Origin of the sequence: Peribacillus sp. NPDC097198 (assembly GCF_044762055.1) — a bacterium.
Taxonomy (GTDB): domain Bacteria; phylum Bacillota; class Bacilli; order Bacillales; family DSM-1321; genus Peribacillus.
Genome location: NZ_JBIWDO010000004.1, coordinates 133,430 through 150,661 on the forward strand (window position 1 = coordinate 133,430; position 17,232 = coordinate 150,661).

The 17,232-nt window shown below is 39.5% G+C and carries 20 protein-coding genes; 17 read left to right on the forward strand and 3 right to left on the reverse strand.

Features of this window, described 5'->3' with window-relative positions:
* Positions 1-24 precede the first annotated feature (24 nt).
* The 9 genes from spoIIAA (at position 25) to lysA (ending at position 8,103) form a co-directional block, all read left to right on the forward strand.
* Complete coding sequence (spoIIAA, locus tag ACIQXQ_RS08400) at positions 25-375, forward strand: anti-sigma F factor antagonist (RefSeq protein ID WP_402869284.1); 351 nt, start codon at positions 25-27, stop codon at positions 373-375.
* A 1-nt stretch (position 376) separates the two neighbouring features.
* Entirely contained in the window at positions 377-817 is a 441-nt protein-coding gene (spoIIAB, locus tag ACIQXQ_RS08405; protein ID WP_402869282.1) for an anti-sigma F factor, read from the forward strand.
* 13 nt (positions 818-830) lie between these two features.
* Entirely contained in the window at positions 831-1,598 is a 768-nt protein-coding gene (gene sigF, locus ACIQXQ_RS08410) for an RNA polymerase sporulation sigma factor SigF (RefSeq protein ID WP_402869281.1), read from the forward strand.
* Positions 1,599-1,923: 325 nt separating this feature from the next.
* A complete protein-coding gene (locus tag ACIQXQ_RS08415; RefSeq protein WP_402869279.1) occupies positions 1,924-3,219 on the forward strand; it encodes an NCS2 family permease in 1,296 nt (431 codons plus the stop codon).
* A 166-nt stretch (positions 3,220-3,385) separates the two neighbouring features.
* Positions 3,386-4,003: a stage V sporulation protein AA gene (locus ACIQXQ_RS08420; protein WP_402956636.1), complete on the forward strand. Its 618-nt coding sequence runs from the start codon at positions 3,386-3,388 to the stop codon at positions 4,001-4,003.
* Positions 3,993-4,415, forward strand: coding sequence for a stage V sporulation protein AB (locus ACIQXQ_RS08425; RefSeq protein ID WP_402869275.1), 423 nt, complete (start codon positions 3,993-3,995; stop codon positions 4,413-4,415). The genes ACIQXQ_RS08420 and ACIQXQ_RS08425 overlap by 11 nt, the downstream gene beginning before the upstream one ends.
* A gap of 39 nt (positions 4,416-4,454) precedes the next feature.
* Complete coding sequence (gene spoVAEA, locus ACIQXQ_RS08430; RefSeq protein WP_402869273.1) at positions 4,455-5,033, forward strand: stage V sporulation protein SpoVABEA; 579 nt, start codon at positions 4,455-4,457, stop codon at positions 5,031-5,033.
* A complete protein-coding gene (locus ACIQXQ_RS08435; protein WP_402869271.1) occupies positions 5,017-6,501 on the forward strand; it encodes a spore germination protein in 1,485 nt (494 codons plus the stop codon). Before spoVAEA ends, ACIQXQ_RS08435 begins: the two co-directional genes overlap by 17 nt.
* Before the next feature lie 273 nt (positions 6,502-6,774).
* Entirely contained in the window at positions 6,775-8,103 is a 1,329-nt protein-coding gene (gene lysA, locus ACIQXQ_RS08440) for a diaminopimelate decarboxylase (protein WP_402956638.1), read from the forward strand.
* A 119-nt stretch (positions 8,104-8,222) separates the two neighbouring features.
* Here the strand turns inward: lysA and ACIQXQ_RS08445 are convergent, their stop codons facing one another.
* The gene (locus tag ACIQXQ_RS08445; RefSeq protein WP_402869268.1) at positions 8,223-9,092 is read right to left on the reverse strand and encodes a DUF1002 domain-containing protein; all 870 of its coding nucleotides are present in this window, start codon (positions 9,090-9,092) and stop codon (positions 8,223-8,225) included.
* 560 nt (positions 9,093-9,652) lie between these two features.
* Here ACIQXQ_RS08445 and ACIQXQ_RS08450 point away from each other — a divergent pair.
* On the forward strand, positions 9,653-9,988 hold the full coding sequence (locus tag ACIQXQ_RS08450) for a GNAT family N-acetyltransferase (protein ID WP_402869266.1): 336 nt from the start codon (positions 9,653-9,655) through the stop codon (positions 9,986-9,988).
* 32 nt (positions 9,989-10,020) lie between these two features.
* Here ACIQXQ_RS08450 and ACIQXQ_RS08455 read toward each other — a convergent pair whose 3' ends face one another.
* Positions 10,021-10,557 (reverse strand): DUF309 domain-containing protein, encoded by a 537-nt coding sequence (locus ACIQXQ_RS08455; protein WP_402956640.1) that lies wholly within the window; start codon positions 10,555-10,557, stop codon positions 10,021-10,023.
* A gap of 159 nt (positions 10,558-10,716) precedes the next feature.
* Entirely contained in the window at positions 10,717-10,809 is a 93-nt protein-coding gene (locus tag ACIQXQ_RS08460) for a YjcZ family sporulation protein (RefSeq protein ID WP_402869262.1), read from the reverse strand.
* Between the two features lie 217 nt (positions 10,810-11,026).
* Here ACIQXQ_RS08460 and ACIQXQ_RS08465 point away from each other — a divergent pair, with 217 nt between their 5' ends.
* The 7 genes from ACIQXQ_RS08465 to ACIQXQ_RS08495 all read left to right on the forward strand — a co-directional run bounded on the left by ACIQXQ_RS08465 (position 11,027) and on the right by ACIQXQ_RS08495 (position 17,112).
* Positions 11,027-11,794 (forward strand): segregation/condensation protein A, encoded by a 768-nt coding sequence (locus tag ACIQXQ_RS08465; RefSeq protein WP_402869261.1) that lies wholly within the window; start codon positions 11,027-11,029, stop codon positions 11,792-11,794.
* A complete protein-coding gene (scpB, locus tag ACIQXQ_RS08470) occupies positions 11,781-12,362 on the forward strand; it encodes an SMC-Scp complex subunit ScpB (RefSeq protein WP_402869259.1) in 582 nt (193 codons plus the stop codon). The genes ACIQXQ_RS08465 and scpB overlap by 14 nt, the downstream gene beginning before the upstream one ends.
* Before the next feature lie 58 nt (positions 12,363-12,420).
* Positions 12,421-12,834 (forward strand): hypothetical protein, encoded by a 414-nt coding sequence (locus ACIQXQ_RS08475; protein ID WP_402956642.1) that lies wholly within the window; start codon positions 12,421-12,423, stop codon positions 12,832-12,834.
* A gap of 22 nt (positions 12,835-12,856) precedes the next feature.
* Positions 12,857-13,345, forward strand: coding sequence for a YpuI family protein (locus tag ACIQXQ_RS08480; protein ID WP_402869256.1), 489 nt, complete (start codon positions 12,857-12,859; stop codon positions 13,343-13,345).
* A 111-nt stretch (positions 13,346-13,456) separates the two neighbouring features.
* Positions 13,457-14,335 carry a superoxide dismutase gene (locus tag ACIQXQ_RS08485; protein WP_402956644.1) on the forward strand — a complete coding sequence of 293 codons (879 nt, stop codon included), beginning with the start codon at positions 13,457-13,459 and terminating at the stop codon, positions 14,333-14,335.
* A 429-nt stretch (positions 14,336-14,764) separates the two neighbouring features.
* On the forward strand, positions 14,765-15,328 hold the full coding sequence (ahpC, locus tag ACIQXQ_RS08490; RefSeq protein ID WP_402869253.1) for an alkyl hydroperoxide reductase subunit C: 564 nt from the start codon (positions 14,765-14,767) through the stop codon (positions 15,326-15,328).
* Between the two features lie 134 nt (positions 15,329-15,462).
* The gene (locus tag ACIQXQ_RS08495; protein ID WP_402956646.1) at positions 15,463-17,112 is read left to right on the forward strand and encodes an FAD-dependent oxidoreductase; all 1,650 of its coding nucleotides are present in this window, start codon (positions 15,463-15,465) and stop codon (positions 17,110-17,112) included.
* Positions 17,113-17,232: the final 120 nt, after the last annotated feature.

The window sequence follows — 17,232 nt, forward strand, 5'->3', positions numbered from 1 at the left end:
AGACAGTGAAGGAGGCTGTATATAGTGAGTCTTACGATTGATATGGAGGCGAAGAGTAGAATATTATGCATTCGTCTCAAAGGTGATTTAGATCATCATACAGCAGAAAAGTTAAGAAAACAGGCAGAGGCGGCCATTCAAAAGCATGATATCCAACATATCATCCTTAACTTGGATGAACTGCATTTCATGGACAGTTCTGGATTGGGCGTAATTATCGGTCGGTATAAACAGGTACATCAGAAAAATGGTGAGATGGTTGTCTGTGCAATTTCTCCAGCAGTAAAGCGGTTATTTGAGATGTCAGGTTTGTTTAAAATTGTTAAACTAGAACTATCCGAACAAAACGCTTTGCAAAGACTGGGGGTTGCCTAACATGAAAAATAAAATGGAAACGAAATTTTCAGCACTTAGCCAAAATGAATCATTCGCAAGGGTGACGGTTGCGGCATTCATTGCTCAATTAGATCCCACGATGGATGAATTGACAGAGATTAAGACGGTCGTTTCTGAAGCGGTCACGAATTCAATCATTCATGGATATGAAAACGATCCGGAAGGGTGGGTCTACATTTCTGTAGTCATCGAAGGAGATACGGTCGAAGTGACAATTCGTGATGAAGGATTGGGCATTGAGGATGTTGAAGAGGCTAAGCAGCCACTATTCACGACGAAACCCGAACTTGAACGATCCGGCATGGGATTTACGATCATGGAGAACTTCATGGATGAAATCCATATCATTTCGCATAAGGGCGAAGGAACGATCATTCGATTAAAAAAGCACTTAACTACAAGCAGAGCTTTGTGCAATTAAGGGAGACTTGCATATGGATGTGGAGGTTAAATACGAGAAGAGCAAGAAAGGCCAGACCCATTTAAAAGATGAGGAATTGCGTAGGTTGATTAAACTCAGTCAGAGTGGGGACCAGGATGCAAGGAACTTAATTGTCAACAGCAATCTAAGGCTTGTATGGTCCGTTGTCCAAAGGTTCCTCAATCGTGGCTATGAACCGGATGATTTGTATCAGATTGGCTGCATCGGGTTATTAAAATCAGTTGATAAATTTGACTTAACGTTTGAAGTGAAATTCTCGACGTATGCTGTCCCCATGATCATTGGTGAAATTCAACGGTTTATCCGTGATGATGGTACTGTGAAAGTAAGCCGTTCTTTAAAGGAAATGGCGAATAAAATCCGTCGGGCCAGAGAAGAACTTTCAAAAACGCACGGTCGTGTTCCGACTGTCAATGAATTGGCAGAACATCTTGAATTATCACCTGAAGAAATTATCATGGCCCAAGAAGCTAGCCGTAGCCCTTCTTCCATTCATGAAACGGTTTATGAAAATGATGGAGACCCAATTACTCTTCTCGACCAGATTGCCGACCATAATGATTCATCGTGGTTCGACCAAATCGCTTTAAAAGAAGCCATCCAAGAATTGAATGAACGGGAAAGGTTAATTGTTTTTTTGAGATATTATAAAGACCAGACTCAGTCGGAGGTCGCCGTTAGGCTAGGAATATCACAAGTTCAAGTATCACGGTTGGAGAAAAAAATCCTTCAGCAAATGAAAGACCACATGAATCGTTGATTCATGTGGTCTTTCATTTGCTGGGAGAAAAAGTGGGATTTTGGAAATAGTAAGGAAGTGAAGGGGAAGTGTGCCACACAACATTTGGTAGGAATGTTGAAAAGGAAATATATATTTGTGAAAAAAGAAGAAAAAACGAATTTTTTAGTTGAATTTGAAGTTAAAAACGAATATTATAGTAAAGGTCGCTGGTTTCATTCGGATTTAAAACTATTTTCATAAGGTTTTTATCTCGTTGAAATTTGAAAGATGAAGTATTAATGCAAGGTCACCTTTGTGCAAGCGATTGAATGGTGTTTCCTTAATATATGGAGGTCAGAAAAATATGTTTTTAGAAAAGTTTTTTTCCTTAAAAGCAAATGGGACGAATGTTCGCACTGAAATTATGGCAGGTGTTACGACATTCTTCACCATGGTTTATATTATTATTGTCAATCCTGCTTTATTATCTTCAATAGGAATACCATTTGAACAGGTCTTTATGGCGACCGTCATTTCTGCAGTCCTAGGTACCTTAATTATGGGATTATTAGCGAAGTATCCGATTGCCGTTGCACCAGGTATGGGGCTGAATGCTTATTTTGCCAGTGTGGTAGGTGCACACGGTCTTTCTTATCAAACAGTTTTTGGTACAGTTTTCATAGCAGGTCTATTATTTATTCTGGTAAGTGTTACGAGCTTGCGCAAAATGATTATTGATGCCATCCCAAATTCGTTGAAATTTGGAATCACATCTGGTATTGGTCTATTCATCGCATTTATGGGTTTGAAAAATGCGGGGATTGTCGTACCGAATGAAGGAACCATGGTTTCACTCGGGGATTTACACCAACCAGGCACCGTTTTGGCCCTTATAGGTTTATTATTCACTCTAATCTTGATGTCTCGGAATGTTAAAGGAGCTATCTTCATTGGCATGATTGTTACAGCAATCATTGGTTACTTTATGGGGATGCTGAAATTTGATGGAATTCTATCAACACCACCTTCACCGGTCTTTTTCGATATTGATATTGCTGGAGTATTTAGCAATTCTTTATATACAGTCGTATTTGCCTTTTTACTTGTAACGATATTTGACACGACAGGTACATTAATTGGAGTGACGGAACAAGCGGGATTAACGAAGGATGGAAAGATCCCTCGTGCTAAAAAGGCCTTCTTGGGAGACGCTATTGCCACGACGGTTGGCTCGTTGTTTGGAACAAGCCCATCAACCGCTTATGTTGAATCGAGTACTGGAGTAGCAGCTGGAGGACGTACGGGCTTAACTGCCACGGTCGTTGCCATCTTATTCGCTCTTTCCATTTTCTTTTCTCCATTAATAGCGGCCATTTCCTCCGTTTCTGCCATCACGGCACCTGTATTGATAATTGTAGGTTGCTTGATGATGGAAGGTCTTGCGAAAGTGGATTGGAAAACATTTGATGAAGCTTTTCCGGCATTTGCAATCATATTAACGATGCCGCTTACTTCAAGCATATCGACAGGGATTGCAATGGGGTTCATTACCTATCCTTTGATGAAATTCTTCAGTGGAAAAGGTAAATCCGTTCACCCGCTCATTTATATTTTTGGCGTGGTTTTCTTGATTCAAATGATCTTCTTCCCAACTCATTAATTTATAAATATTTTACAAAAAGACATGCTGATATCCGGCATGTCTTTTTTTTATTTCATTTCTTTGAATTAGTAATATTTGGACATCATTTTCTTTCTGCATTTTCACTCTGTTTCCAATCCATACTACTATTATAAGGAAATAAAAGGTCGGGATGTGAAAAGTGATGGCAGTCATTTACACCAGAATGAGGAACCGGGTGCATGTAAATGTAAACCAAAAGGTAAGAATAAAAGATATTGCAAAAATTATTGGTCCTGAAGAATTGGTTTCTAGTATTGAAAGGGCCCTTTTATTAACGGTGAATAGTGAAGATAAGAATATCATTATCATCGATTTGGCCCAACTCATCATGGCCATACAGGCAATCGATCCACATATCGAAGTGGAGACATTTGGGCCCTCCCAGACAATCATCGAAGTCATTTATCCCAAAAAGAAAATGTCTTTCGTTACTTTCGCCGTTATCTGGTTGCTTATGTTCATTGGAGGGGGTATTACCATCATGAATTTCCATGTGGATGTAAGTATGGGAGAAGTTCATCAAAAACTCTTTACGCTAATAACAGGAAGGGTTGATGAAAAGCCTTTGTTGATCCAAATACCCTATAGTTTCGGTATTGGGATTGGAATGATTTTGTTTTTTAATCACTTCTTTAAAAAACGCTTTAATGAAGAACCTAGCCCACTCGAGGTTGAAATGTTCAATTACCAGCAGGATTTAGATCGGTACGTCATTATGAATGAGAATAATGAGAGCGTGCGTCATCTCGATGACAGGTAATATCATTTTCGGGATTTTTGTTGGGCTAGCCGGCGGTGTCGCTACAGGTGCTGGTTTTGTAGCTTTTCTGACTGTACTTGGTGTCATACCAAGGCTGACACAGCTGACAAAAACGTTAAAAATGGTTCGGTATTATGAAGTGGCCATAATTTCAGGAGTGGTCGGAGGAACATGGTTTGGCCTACAGGGGACGACCTTTGCTCTTCCTTCTTTCTTATTAATTCCAATCGGACTTGCGGACGGTATTTTTAATGGAATGCTTGCAGCTGCACTGACTGAGGTGTTGAATGTTTTCCCGATCTTGTCCAAACGAGTAGGCATACAAGATAAAATCATTTATCTGTTAATGGCACTAGTGTTAGGTAAAATAGTTGGATCCTTATTTCAATGGATTTATTTTGTCGATTTATAAGAACGACCATACGCATACCTGATGAAAGGAAGGCTCCTGATGGTGACCAAACGAAAAGTGATATTGATAACAGATGGAGATGTATATGCAAATCGTGCTGTTGAGCTAGTTGCAAGAGAAATCGGAGGGCGCTGCATTTCAATGTCACAAGGGAATCCGTCCCGTTATACAGGTTTGGAGCTGGTAGACCTTATAAAGAAAGCGAAGAATGACCCCGTGTTGGTCATGTTCGATGATAGTGGCTTCATGGGTGAGGGATTCGGTGAAACGGCGATGAAGGTGGTTGCAAGCCATCCTGACATCCATGTCCTGGGCATCATAGCCGTTGCTTCGAAAAGTAGAAGGGAAGAGTGGACTAAGGTGGATGTCTGTATCGATAGGGATGGGCAGTTGACGGAAAATGGGGTGGACAAATTCGGAGCCCAGGAATTTGAGATAGGGAAGATAACCGGGGATACGGTGTATTGCATTGATGAGTTAAAAGCTCCGATCGTTGTAGGCATTGGAGACATTGGAAAAATGTCACACCAGGACGACTTTAAAAAAGGAGCACCAATCACAAAACTTGCTGTGCAAATTATATTGGAAAGGAGCGGTCTTGATGGCATCAGAGGATAAACAAAATATGAAGCCCATTCCGACTAACGTGGTGGAAGTCGATACTTTCATGGAAAAGAGGGTCGGTCTGGGTGTCAGTTTTGATTTAGGCGTAAGGAAAATAAAAGTTTTAAGAAAAGAAGTTCACCTTTATTATGTGAATGGACTTACGGATACGGAATTCATCATTGAACTTCTTAACTCGATGGTCCATTCTCAAAATACTGAAATAAAAACGACAAAAGTATTTGATTTCATGAAAAATTTACTCGTTCACCAATCTGTGGAAGAAATACGTACGATGGATGAGTTGGTTGACCAAGTCCTTTCCGGTTTAATCGTCATTGTGATGGATGGATACGATATAGGGTTGGTTGTCGATGTCAGGAGTTACCCTGGACGACAGCCTGAAGAACCCGATACAGAAAAAGTTGTCCGTGGTTCTAGGGATGGATTTGTAGAAAATATCATTGTAAATACAGCCATCACTAGACGGAGAATCAGGGATGAGAGATTACGTTTCGAAATCATGAAGGTCGGCGAACGCTCTAAAACGGATATTGCGATAGGGTATATTAAAGATATAGCGGACCCGGGTTTAATTGAAACCGTTCGTACGAAATTGGAAGATATAAAAATAGATGGGCTAACGATGGCGGATAAAACGGTAGAAGAATTTATCGTTAAGCAAGGATATAATCCATATCCTCTTGTCCGATATACAGAGCGTGCTGATGTAGCCGCAACACACTTACTGGAAGGCCATGTACTAGTCTATGTGGATACCTCACCTAGTGTCATCATCACCCCTGCTCCCCTCTTCCATCATATGCAGCATGCAGAAGAGTACAGACAATCCCCCGCTGTTGGAACAATGGTACGGTGGACCAGATTTCTCGGGATAGCCGCTTCGTTATTTTTGCTTCCATTGTGGTTGTTGTTTTGTTTAGAGCCTGACTTCCTTCCGGATAAACTGGAATTTATCGGGCCAAATGAAAAAACGCATATTCCGATTGTTGTCCAAATTTTCATTTCGGATATCGGGATCGAATTTTTACGGATGGCCGCCATCCATACCCCGACCCCACTTTCAACTGCAATGGGATTAATTGCTGCGGTCTTGATCGGACAGATTGCTATTGATGTAGGGTTATTTGTGCCGGAAGTCGTTCTTTATGCATCGGTTGCGACCATTGGGACATTTGTCACCCCAAGTTTGGAATTAGGGGTTGCCAATAAACTGTCTCGATTAGCTTTGATCGTTTTGGTTGCCTTGTTCAAGCTGCCTGGGTTAATCATAGGAATAACGCTATATATCATTTTATTAACGAGCATAAAAGCATTGAATACACCCTATTTATGGCCGTTAATCCCGTTTCAACCAAGAGCCTTGTCACATATTATATTAAGAAGACCTTTTCCAGGTTCCAGAGAACGGCCGAGTATCGTCCATCCACAGGACAAATACAGGCAGCCTAGGAAATCTTAAGGTTGATGTTGTCGAAAAGTTGTGTTAATTTAATTTTATTCGAATAAAGCAGTAAAGTGGCTTCACAAAGAGTTTGGGCTCTTTGGAGTTAAACCAATCTGATTTCGAACTACGCAATTATATTTAATGGGAACGTGTAGAAACAGGTAAATAAGAATAGTAAACGAGGAATTTGGATGAGGAGATTTAAAGGGATATCATCCTTATCGAGGAACCTCTTACGATCCCTCACTTCATTTAACCGTAAGTTTGGATCAGGAAGGTGAGACTATTATGCATTTCTTTGGGACTAGTCATGTAAATGATCGTGGACATCTACAAATTGGCGGAGTGGATACTGTTAAGTTAACAGAAAAATATGGTACGCCGTTATATGTCTATGATGTAGAGTTAATACGCGAACGGGCAAGAGGATTTAAGCGGACATTTGAAGAATTGGGAATACCGGCTCAGGTGGCGTACGCAAGTAAAGCATTTTCATCCATTGCCATGATTCAATTGGCCGAACAGGAGGGCTTGTCACTCGACGTGGTCTCAGCGGGGGAATTATATACAGCCATCAAGGCTAATTTCCCAACCGAACGTATCCATTTCCATGGGAATAATAAAAGTGTCGAAGAGTTACATATGGCACTAGATTACCAAATAGGGTGTATTGTGGTGGACAACTTTTCTGAATTGACACTACTTGAAGAAATCTGTTCAAACCGAGAAGAAAAGGTCAGAATTCTTTTACGTGTGACACCTGGCATTGAAGCGCATACACATGATTATATTTTAACAGGGCAGGAAGATTCGAAATTTGGTTTCGATCTAATTAATGGTCAGGCGGAAGGCGCCCTTAAACAGGCGTTAAAAAGCAAGTGGCTTGAAGTGCTCGGGTTGCACTGCCATATAGGTTCCCAAATCTTTCAAACCACTGGTTTTCTTTTGGCCGCCCAAAAAATCATTGGCAAGCTAAGAGAGTGGCATAAAGCAATTGGTTTTCAGCCAAAGGTGCTAAATTTAGGCGGAGGCTTCGGAATCCGTTATACAGAAGAAGACGATCCGCTTCCAGCATCTCAATATGTAGAAGAAATCGTGAGGGAAGTGCAAATACAGATTGCCCAATCTGATTTAGAAATGCCGGAGATTTGGATTGAACCTGGTCGCTCCTTGGTCGGAGATGCAGGTATCACCTTATATAAAGTGGGTTCAGAAAAGGAAGTGCCGGACGTCCGCAAATACCTAGCTGTCGATGGGGGCATGAGCGATAATATTCGTCCAGCCTTATACGAAGCGAAGTACGATGCGGTACTAGCCAATCGCCCACTTGATCCAGTGGAGGAGACGGTTGCTATTGCCGGGAAATGTTGTGAAAGCGGCGATATGCTGATTTGGGATTTACCCTTGCCAAAAGCTGGACGAGGAGATATTTTAGCTGTTTTCTGTACAGGGGCTTATGGGTATTCCATGTCTAACAATTATAACCGGATTCCGAGACCGGCGGTGGTTTTCGTTGAAAACGGGGAAGCGCGTTTAGTCATCAGGCGTGAAACCTTCGATGATCTTATCCGTCATGATTTAGCTTTTCACGAAGCGGTTGGTTTGAATAAAGAATAATCAAAAAGAGGATGTAACTCCTTTTTTAAAATAGTAAAAGGCAGAAACGTGATGAACGTTTCTGCCTTTTGCTATTTATTTACCGGTGGTACTTCTAGGTACCGCCATTTTATTGTGAATCAGCTAAAAAAAGATTTGATAGCATCTATTAGACTATTGAAGACATCCTTTAATTTATCTAGAAATGATTGTCCTTCTTCAGATTCAAGGAAGTTGGACAATTTATCTTTAGCTTCTGTCAATTGGTCACCAACGGCGTTCCAATCAATATTCAATTCTTTTAATTTATTGAATAGATCGATCAGGCTTTGTATTTGCCCTTCATTTAAGACTAGGCCAAGATCATTTGCAGCGGATTCTACGATCTTACGAACATCCTCTGTAGTGGCAGGAGGGTTGTCTGCCATTTTCTCTTTGATTTTCGTTACGAGTGCAGAAGCCTCTTCCGTACCGATTTCATCTCCCAATTCAGCAGTGGTGACCATTTCTTCATTGGCAGCCTGTTTTACATCTTCGGAGATTGCTTTATCAGAAGATAATTCATAGGCTTTAATGACACCTGTTAAGGCAGCTGTACCGGAAACTGGAATAGGTGCTGTGACATAAACGGTAGCATCTTTAACCCCAGCAGTCGCAAGGGCATTGATATACATTTCATCAGTTACCCAATTAATGTTCTTGGATTCCAATTTTAGGCCTGTGCCTTTTTCCTCAAGCGTAATGGCAGAAGAGGATATAGCTTTTGTACCTATTAATCTGCTAGCTATATAATCTCCCAAATATTCATGTTCTTCCGCATTGGTGACTGTCAGGACCTCCACATCGTCAGGTGCTTTCATTTCTGAAAGGAGCATGCTTTTTTGTTCTTTAGACAAATTTTCTCCTAGTGTAACGATCATATCGCCAACTGCGGCATCCGCAAAGGCCTTATAAGGCAATAACAGACATAATAAAATGGTCACAATGACCCATTTTTTTGGACTTTTCATGATTTTCCTCCTTAACTTTTCCTCTGTTCTTAATAGATTATAACCTACTGATAGGGTTACATTAGATTGGACGAATCGAAGCGAAAAAAAGATACAGTTTTTATTAATTTTTTTCACCAAAAATTAGTCCCTATTAAAGTAGCTGAACGATCTTCCATCATTCGTAATGAAGATACAGGCCATGAAACCATTATATCCTTTATCAATGTAGTAAAAACAGAGCGAGATTGCAAGGGGATTTGTCAAAATGTGCTAAGTTATAGTAGAATGAATTCGATATTTAAATAGTTATTCATAAAAATAAAGGGAGTATGGGATGAGAAGGAGTAATAAAACACTTTTACTTATGATGCTTGTTGTGGCTTTGATATGGGGAATTATCTACTGGACATTTATCGCGTAGCACTAGGGAATCTATAATTCAAGTGCTGAAAGTGATGTTGAAACGAATAAAGTTTTTATGTATGATGTAAATGTCATAAGTGAGAGTAATCATCAAAGTGTATAAACTAGATAAACAGGTAAATAATAAAAAACGTTATTTAGTAACGAGGGATATTATGTTGATTAAGTATAAGAAAAGTTATGAAAAGTTTGCCATGGGGTTATTATCTTTCATGCCAAATGAAAAAGAGATAAAAGTGCTTCGGAATACCATGAAGAATTATGAAACAGATGAAAATTTGCAGTTGTTCTTATGGAAAGATGAAGAAATCGTCGGCTTGATTGGAATAGAGACAAGTTCCAATTTCATCGAGATTCAACATATATCTGTAAATCCTTCTTTCCGTAAGCAAGGGATAGGCAAAGAAATGGTTAGGTCAGTGAAGGAACAATACCCTGACAAAGAATTAAAGGCAAACGAGCATACGGAAAGTTTTATTGAAAAGTGTTGAAAAACTTATCTAATCAAAAATAGAGGATGCTCTCATGAGCGGTCCTCTATTTTTGATTTCCTTAAGGAAAGTTGTTTGGCCCTTTTCAAGATAACGTCAGAACGATCGCGTGTTAAATGTTTATCGACCAACCCTACATTCGTACAATCACTGTCCATGCACCACGTGTATCCTTTCTGTTTGCATAAGGTTTGGCAATGTGCAAGTAGTTCCGGGTCATTAATGGGAAGATTAATGCTTCTATAGGGTTTTTTAAGCAACATTCGTTCATGTGTCTGTTGAAGCAAATCGAGCAGGGCTTCGGGATCAAGACCCAATTGTCGCAGCTCGGCTTTTTTTAAATGAAGGTTGGATATGGCCTTTGCAAGAGTTCTTGTAGCCCCTGCATTATTGCCCCTGCGATCATGGTATAGGGCAACGGCGATTTGAATCAGGCCGACCCAATGTGAATCACGTTCTTTAGGAGCTGTTTCTTTCCAATACTCTTCAAGTATTTCGTGACACTCAAAGTAATCTCGAGTTCCGTGAAAATGGATGAGGAAAGAGAGATAGTCTTCAGGTAAATGCAATAATAACCCCTCCTTGTGCCTTATTTTCCCTTAGGTTAAGAAAGCTTTTTTAGACGATTACCGCTTTTTAAGTATAAATACCATAGTACCATAAAAAAATGTCCAGAAAAATAAGGAAAGCTGATTGCTATGCAATCAGCTTGTGTCGTCAGTTTTCAATTATAACCAAGAAGCACCGACGATAACTAATAAAATGAATAATACTACGATAAACGCAAATCCGCCACCAAAACCTCCTGCATTGCCACCCATATAAGTACCTCCTTTATTCTGCTTATCTTACATTCTTAGACTATGTTCATTTTATAAATATGATTGGGCAACGACCCAATTTAAAAAATCCGCATGAAAAAACTTTAAATCAAGCAGAGCTTTATTTGTAATGGATAAAGGGCCGGTAATCCTCTATACTTGATTAATGAAGAAATAGGCCAATTAAAGGCCAATTAGATTTAAATGGGGTATTTTGATGGGTTATAATATTAAAATTGATGCATTCGAAGGACCGATGGATTTACTCCTTCATTTGATAAACCGTCTAGAAATAGATATTTATGATATCCCTATGGCTGATATCACAGAGCAATATTTAGGCTATATCCATACGATGCAGCATCTTGAATTAGATATTGCGAGCGAATATTTAGTCATGGCCGCTACTTTACTCGCCATCAAAAGTAAAATGTTGCTGCCTAAGCATGAAGATGAGCTATTGATGGATGAAGATGGGGAATTATTCGAAGAAGATCCTCGTGACGAACTTGTAGAGAAACTATTGGAATATAAAAAGTATAAATCTGCAGCAGAAGAATTCAAAGAACTGGAAGAAGAACGGAACTTGATATTCACTAAACCGCCAAGTGATCTGTCTGAATATGTAAAAGAAACGGAAAGTGAATTGCAGGAGTTAAATGTTAGCCTTTACGATATGTTGGGTGCCTTGCAAAAGTTGCTTCGCCGGCAAAAGATTCAAAAGCCCCTTTATACAAAAGTGACGAAACAAGAGATTTCCATTGAAAAACGCATGGAAGAAATCATGGCAGACCTCCAAACGTTTAAAGGCAAGAAGAGCTTTTTTGATTTGTTTCCAGAGCCAGTCAAGGAGCATATAGTGATTACATTTTTAGCGGTATTGGAACTGATGAAATTAAATGAAATTAAAGTTGAACAAGAAGATAATTTTTCGGAAATCATGATTGTAGCTAAGGAAGGTGTAGAACCAGTTGGAAGTTATTAATTGGAAAGGGATACTCGAGGCCCTTTTGTTTGCATCCGGAGATGAAGGTCTTTCCATCAAGCAAATTGCCTCAGTCCTTGAAATCACAGAATATCAAGCAACGGACATCATTGAAAGTTTAAAGGAAGACTATCTCACGGATACACGGGGGATTCAAATTATTGAAATAGCCGGTGTGTTCCAGCTGGCAACTAAGAAAGAACACTCCGATTATTTAAAGAAACTTGTGGAAACATCCAGTTCACAAGGGTTGACACAGGCAGCTTTGGAAACGTTGGCCATAATCGCCTATAAACAGCCGATTACGAGAGCGGAAATAGATGAGATACGCGGAGTGAAAACAGACCGTCCGATTCATACGCTTGTTACGAAAGTTTTAATTAAAGAGGTCGGTAGAGCTGAAGGGTCTGGTCGCGCTTATTTATACGGCACAACGAAAGAGTTTTTAGATTACTTCGGACTAAAATCCATAAACGAGTTGCCGCCACTTGCCGATAATACGGAAGAAAGCTTCGAAAACGGAGAAGCTGATCTGTTTTTCGAGAACTTCCAAAAAACAATCGAATAACAAATCCTCATGATTTTGTGATAATATAGAAAAAAATGGATGTTTGGAGGGGTTGCAGGTGCGCATTGTAGCGTGCAATGGGTATGCGCTTGAAAAAGAAAAATCAAATTCTCCAGAGGGGTTCTTTAACCGTTCCACTGTCAAATACATACAGGCCGGTGAAGAAAAGGTATTGAATGTATTGTATCTTCGTTACTTCGATGAGATGATCGCCCGTTGGACTCCATATTCTCAAAATCCCGTTTTCAAAAGCCTGACTAGAGATATCTATATGGCTGATATTATCGCTTTGATTTGTCTCATCAAAGAACCAAGTTTATCCAGCCGAAAGCGAATATATATAAATTCAGAAAAAGAGTTAGCAAGTTACTTTCTAAATATAAACTTTCCAAAACTAGAGGAAGTGTTTAGATCTATTGAACAAGCTAAACCATATGATATTAAAACATATTTAGACTTTTATCAATCATAATCATTATGAGGAGGGTTCACGGTTGGGGAATACATTGGTAAAATCACAGCTTGAGGATGTAAAAAGCTTTTTAGAAACGACAGTGGCTCAGCTAGAGGAGTTTCTGAATGAAACGACTTATTCTAAGTTGCAACAGGAAAAAAATGGTGAAGAAAGCTATTATAAAGGAATTCTCTCTAGTTTAAGAAGAATGCTTGTAAGTTGTGAAGAGGGTTTGGAAGCATGTCAAATCGTTCTTAAAAATGAGGTTTTTAATAAAGCTGCTGCGGAAAAGACGCTTTATAGAGTGTATCATCAATGTATCGAAGAGTACTTTTCACCAAAATCGGACCGATGGTTTGAAGACAGTCGTTCAGCTTATACAGGGAAAAACTCCATCAAGTTCCATCAAACGGTACCGGATAGTATCATCACCATTCTTAAGACCGTAGAGAGTGGATTCCAGAACATGCGTGAAGAATTGGAGTTTTACGAAACCGATTATCGAACTAAGATGTTGCAATCTCGATAAGGAAACAGCAGGGCCTAATAGCCTTGCTGTTTTTTTGTTAATGGTCTTTTCTTTTATTTGGAGCATAAAATGGGTTGATGTCTTATTTGAGATTTTTGGAGGGTGTGCTTATTGGATATAAGACAGTATGTGACGGATGTCAGTGAATGGATCGAACAAATGATGGGGTACATGGAGAGTATTGATATTAAGGACCGACGAATGATAGCAAATATGGAACAGCTTTCACGATGGACAAAGACATTGGAAACCGGAGATATAGATAATGAAGAACTACAAAAGATTGAAGAAGAAATAAACAGGATTTATAGAGAAATCAAAGAAAGGGCAAATGGGTTCCAATCTCAGAACGAAACAGAGGGATCTGTAGGTATCGGGAAACATACGCTTCCCCCCTTGCCATATTCATACGATGCACTTGAACCAATCATTTCGGCAGAAATTATGCGCTTGCATCATGATAAGCATCACCAAACATATGTGGATGGTTTGAATAAAGCGGAGTTAATGATGAAAAAGGCAAGAGAATCCAATGATTTTTCACTTTTGAAACATTGGGAAAGAGAGGCGGCATTCCATGGTTCCGGACATTATCTGCATACATTATTTTGGGAAGGCATGATGCCTGGAGGTGGAGGTCAGCCGAAGGGAGATCTCCTTAAACAGATTGAGAGAGACTTTGGAAGTTTCGAGGCTTTTAAAAGTCACTTCAGCGAAGCGGCCAAACAGGTGGAAGGCGTTGGCTGGGCCATTTTAGTCTGGGTTCCCCGATCACGTAGGTTAGAGATCCTTCAATCTGAGCGACATATGATTTTGACACAATGGGATACCATCCCTGTCCTTGTTCTGGATGTCTGGGAACATGCTTATTATCTTCAATATAAGAACAATAGGGCAGCCTATGTAAAAAAATGGTGGAATGTCATAAATTGGCCGCAAACCACATTACGGTTCAATAAAGCAAAAAGACTGATTTGGAAACAACAATGAATAGTAAATGAGTTCTCGCGAAAAGATAGGAAGGGATGGATGGGGCCATAGTGGTTCCATCTTTTTCGTTTAGATTATTTTCGGGGGTATGAAAAGTATGGAAAAATGACAGGAAGAGGAAATCAGGGACCGAAAGGGAGTGAATACTTCAGGTGAATATTCTCAATTGTAAATTATTGTTATTAGAATTAGGGCGTGATATTTCTTCTAAAATAATTTTATATTTTTCATATTAGTTCTTGATATAGTAATGTGGGTATGTTAAATAGACCATTCATAGGGATTATAACTTGTTTTTATGTATATTAGTATAAAGTTGTGTCGAAAATGTGAACATGACAATTATTAAGTTATATTTATTGACTAGTTACTAAATAATAATTATTATAAACAGGAAGCAAAAAATATTTTTTCTGGAGGAATAATAATATGTCATTAATTAATAAACAAGTTGAAGATTTTAAAGTTCAAGCATACCAATCAGGAGAGTTCAAAGAAGTGACACTAGAAGATGTAAAAGGAAAATGGGCTGTATTCTTCTTCTATCCAGCTGACTTTTCATTCGTATGTCCAACAGAATTAGCTGATCTTCAAGATAACTATGAAACATTCAAAGAAATCGGTTGTGAAGTTTACTCGGTTTCAACTGATTCTCATTTCAGCCATAAAGGATGGGCAGATGCTACTGATACAATCGGTAAAATCGAATACCCAATGCTAGCAGATCCAGCACTAGCTCTATCTCGTCAATTTGGAGTATTAGTCGAAGAAGATGGCGTAGCTTTACGTGGTACTTTCATCGTAAATCCAGAAGGCCAAATCAAATCATATGAAGTGAATGACATGGGAATCGGCCGTAATGCTGAAGAACTTATTAGAAAAGTTCAAGCTGCACAATTCGTAGCAGAACATGGAGATAAAGTTTGCCCTGCTAAATGGACTCCAGGTGAAGATACATTAGAGCCAAGCTTTGACCTAGTAGGAAAACTTTAATTTTAGGATATTTCCCTATACATATATCAACTAGTTGATATATAAAACAGCTATGATTGACAAAAGGCACTTACTTCAATAAGTGCCTTTTGTCCTTTAAAAATAAAATTTTTTAAACAGCAAGGAGATCAACTATGGAAAAAATATATGATTTATTGATTATCGGGGGAGGGCCAGCAGGTCTTTCTGCGGGAGTTTATGCAGGTCGAGCAAAATTAAAAACGATCATCCTTGAAAAAGGAACTGGCGGTGGGCAAGCAGCCACCACTTCAGAAATAGCTAACTATCCTGGTATTCGCAACATCTCAGGTCCAAAGCTAGTGGAGGAAATGAAACTTCAAAACGAAGATTTTGGTGTGGAGTTCGCTAAATCAGATGTAACCGGCGTAGATTTCTCTGGGGAAGTAAAAATCGTAAAAACGCTTAGTGGGGACTATCATGCACGCGCTGTAATCATTGCAACGGGCGCCACCCCAAGAAAACTTGGGTTTCCAGGAGAAGAAGAATTCACTGGCCGAGGCGTAGCGTATTGTTCAACCTGTGATGGAGAGTTCTTTGAAGGCTTGGAAGTTTTCGTCATTGGAGCAGGATATGCAGCGGCTGAAGAAGCCATTTTCCTTACTCGCTTTGCAACAAAAGTAACCATTATCGCCCGCGAATCAGCCTTCTCATGTGCCCCTTCCATTGTCGATAAAGTAATGGCCAATGAGAAAATCGAGGTCAAATTCAATACAGAGATTCTTGGTGCTTATGGCGACGGCATGATTCAACGTGCCCGCTTCATCAATAACGTAACAAAAGAAGAGTGGGAATATGAAGCGAAGGAAGAAGACAGTACATTTGGCATTTTCGTGTTCATTGGTTATCAACCTCAAACGGCCATTTTCCAAGGCCATATTGAAATGGACCGTGCTGGCTATATCCTAACTGACGATGATATGAACACAAATATAAAGGGTGTTTACGCAGCAGGTGACTTGAGACCGAAGTCCTTGCGTCAGATCATTACAGCAGTATCTGATGGAGCGATAGCCGCTACGGATGCGGGTAAATATGTTGCAGAAGAAAAAGACCGCTTAGGCATTAAAGATGAGCCGGTAGTGGAAGAAAAGAAAGAGGAAAAGAAAAAAGCTGCTGCACCAGCAGGTAAGAGCTCCTTACTGAGCGATACGTTAAGAGGCCAACTAAAAGGAATCTTCGATAAGATGGAGAATGACGTGACCTTAGTATCAATCGTGGATGAAAGCCTACCCAAATCGGTAGAATTACGTGACTTCTTATTAGATGTTGCAGAATTAGGGGACAAGCTTCATCTTGAGCTATATAATAAAGGTGAAAACAAAGGTATGGAAGAAAAAGTGAATGCCGATAAATTCCCTGTAGTCTCCCTGTTAAATTCGAATGGGGAATACAGTGGGGTCAAATATCACGGTGTACCAGGCGGACATGAACTAAACTCCTTCATTTTAGCTATCTACAATCTTGCTGGTCCGGGTCAAGCGATGGATGCTGCTGTTCGGGATTCAATCAAATCAATTAGCAAGAAGACAAATATTAAAGTCATGGTATCTTTAGCGTGCCACTTCTGTCCTGACGTTGTAGTTGGAGCACAAAGAATCGCCATTGAAAATCCTAATGTTGAAGCTGAGATGGTCGACATCAGTAATTTCCAAGACATTAAGAAAAAGTATAAAGTTATGAGTGTTCCGGCTATGATCATCAATGATGAGGAAGTAGTGTTCGGAGCGAAGAAGATCGATGAAATTGCTGCTTTATTAGTTTAATAGATGAAAAACCGATGGATGGACATAACATGTCTGTTCATCGGTTTTTTTTCGTTTTTTTGTACCTTAACCTAATTGAATTATGCTTGTAACCTTCCTATTATCTTTAAAGACCTTCGA

Bases quoted from the DNA above. Each gene is read 5' to 3' on its own strand.
- spoIIAB (WP_402869282.1), top strand. From the start codon at position 377: ATGAAAAATAAAATGGAAACGAAATTTTCAGCACTTAGCCAAAATGAA.
- sigF (WP_402869281.1), top strand. From the start codon at position 831: ATGGATGTGGAGGTTAAATACGAGAAGAGCAAGAAAGGCCAGACCCAT.
- ACIQXQ_RS08415 (WP_402869279.1), top strand. From the start codon at position 1,924: ATGTTTTTAGAAAAGTTTTTTTCCTTAAAAGCAAATGGGACGAATGTT.
- ACIQXQ_RS08420 (WP_402956636.1), top strand. From the start codon at position 3,386: ATGGCAGTCATTTACACCAGAATGAGGAACCGGGTGCATGTAAATGTA.
- ACIQXQ_RS08425 (WP_402869275.1), top strand. From the start codon at position 3,993: ATGACAGGTAATATCATTTTCGGGATTTTTGTTGGGCTAGCCGGCGGT.
- spoVAEA (WP_402869273.1), top strand. From the start codon at position 4,455: ATGGTGACCAAACGAAAAGTGATATTGATAACAGATGGAGATGTATAT.
- ACIQXQ_RS08435 (WP_402869271.1), top strand. From the start codon at position 5,017: ATGGCATCAGAGGATAAACAAAATATGAAGCCCATTCCGACTAACGTG.
- lysA (WP_402956638.1), top strand. From the start codon at position 6,775: ATGCATTTCTTTGGGACTAGTCATGTAAATGATCGTGGACATCTACAA.
- ACIQXQ_RS08445 (WP_402869268.1), bottom strand. From the start codon at position 9,092: ATGAAAAGTCCAAAAAAATGGGTCATTGTGACCATTTTATTATGTCTG.
- ACIQXQ_RS08450 (WP_402869266.1), top strand. From the start codon at position 9,653: ATGTTGATTAAGTATAAGAAAAGTTATGAAAAGTTTGCCATGGGGTTA.
- ACIQXQ_RS08460 (WP_402869262.1), bottom strand. From the start codon at position 10,809: ATGGGTGGCAATGCAGGAGGTTTTGGTGGCGGATTTGCGTTTATCGTA.
- ACIQXQ_RS08465 (WP_402869261.1), top strand. From the start codon at position 11,027: ATGGGTTATAATATTAAAATTGATGCATTCGAAGGACCGATGGATTTA.
- ahpC (WP_402869253.1), top strand. From the start codon at position 14,765: ATGTCATTAATTAATAAACAAGTTGAAGATTTTAAAGTTCAAGCATAC.
- ACIQXQ_RS08495 (WP_402956646.1), top strand. From the start codon at position 15,463: ATGGAAAAAATATATGATTTATTGATTATCGGGGGAGGGCCAGCAGGT.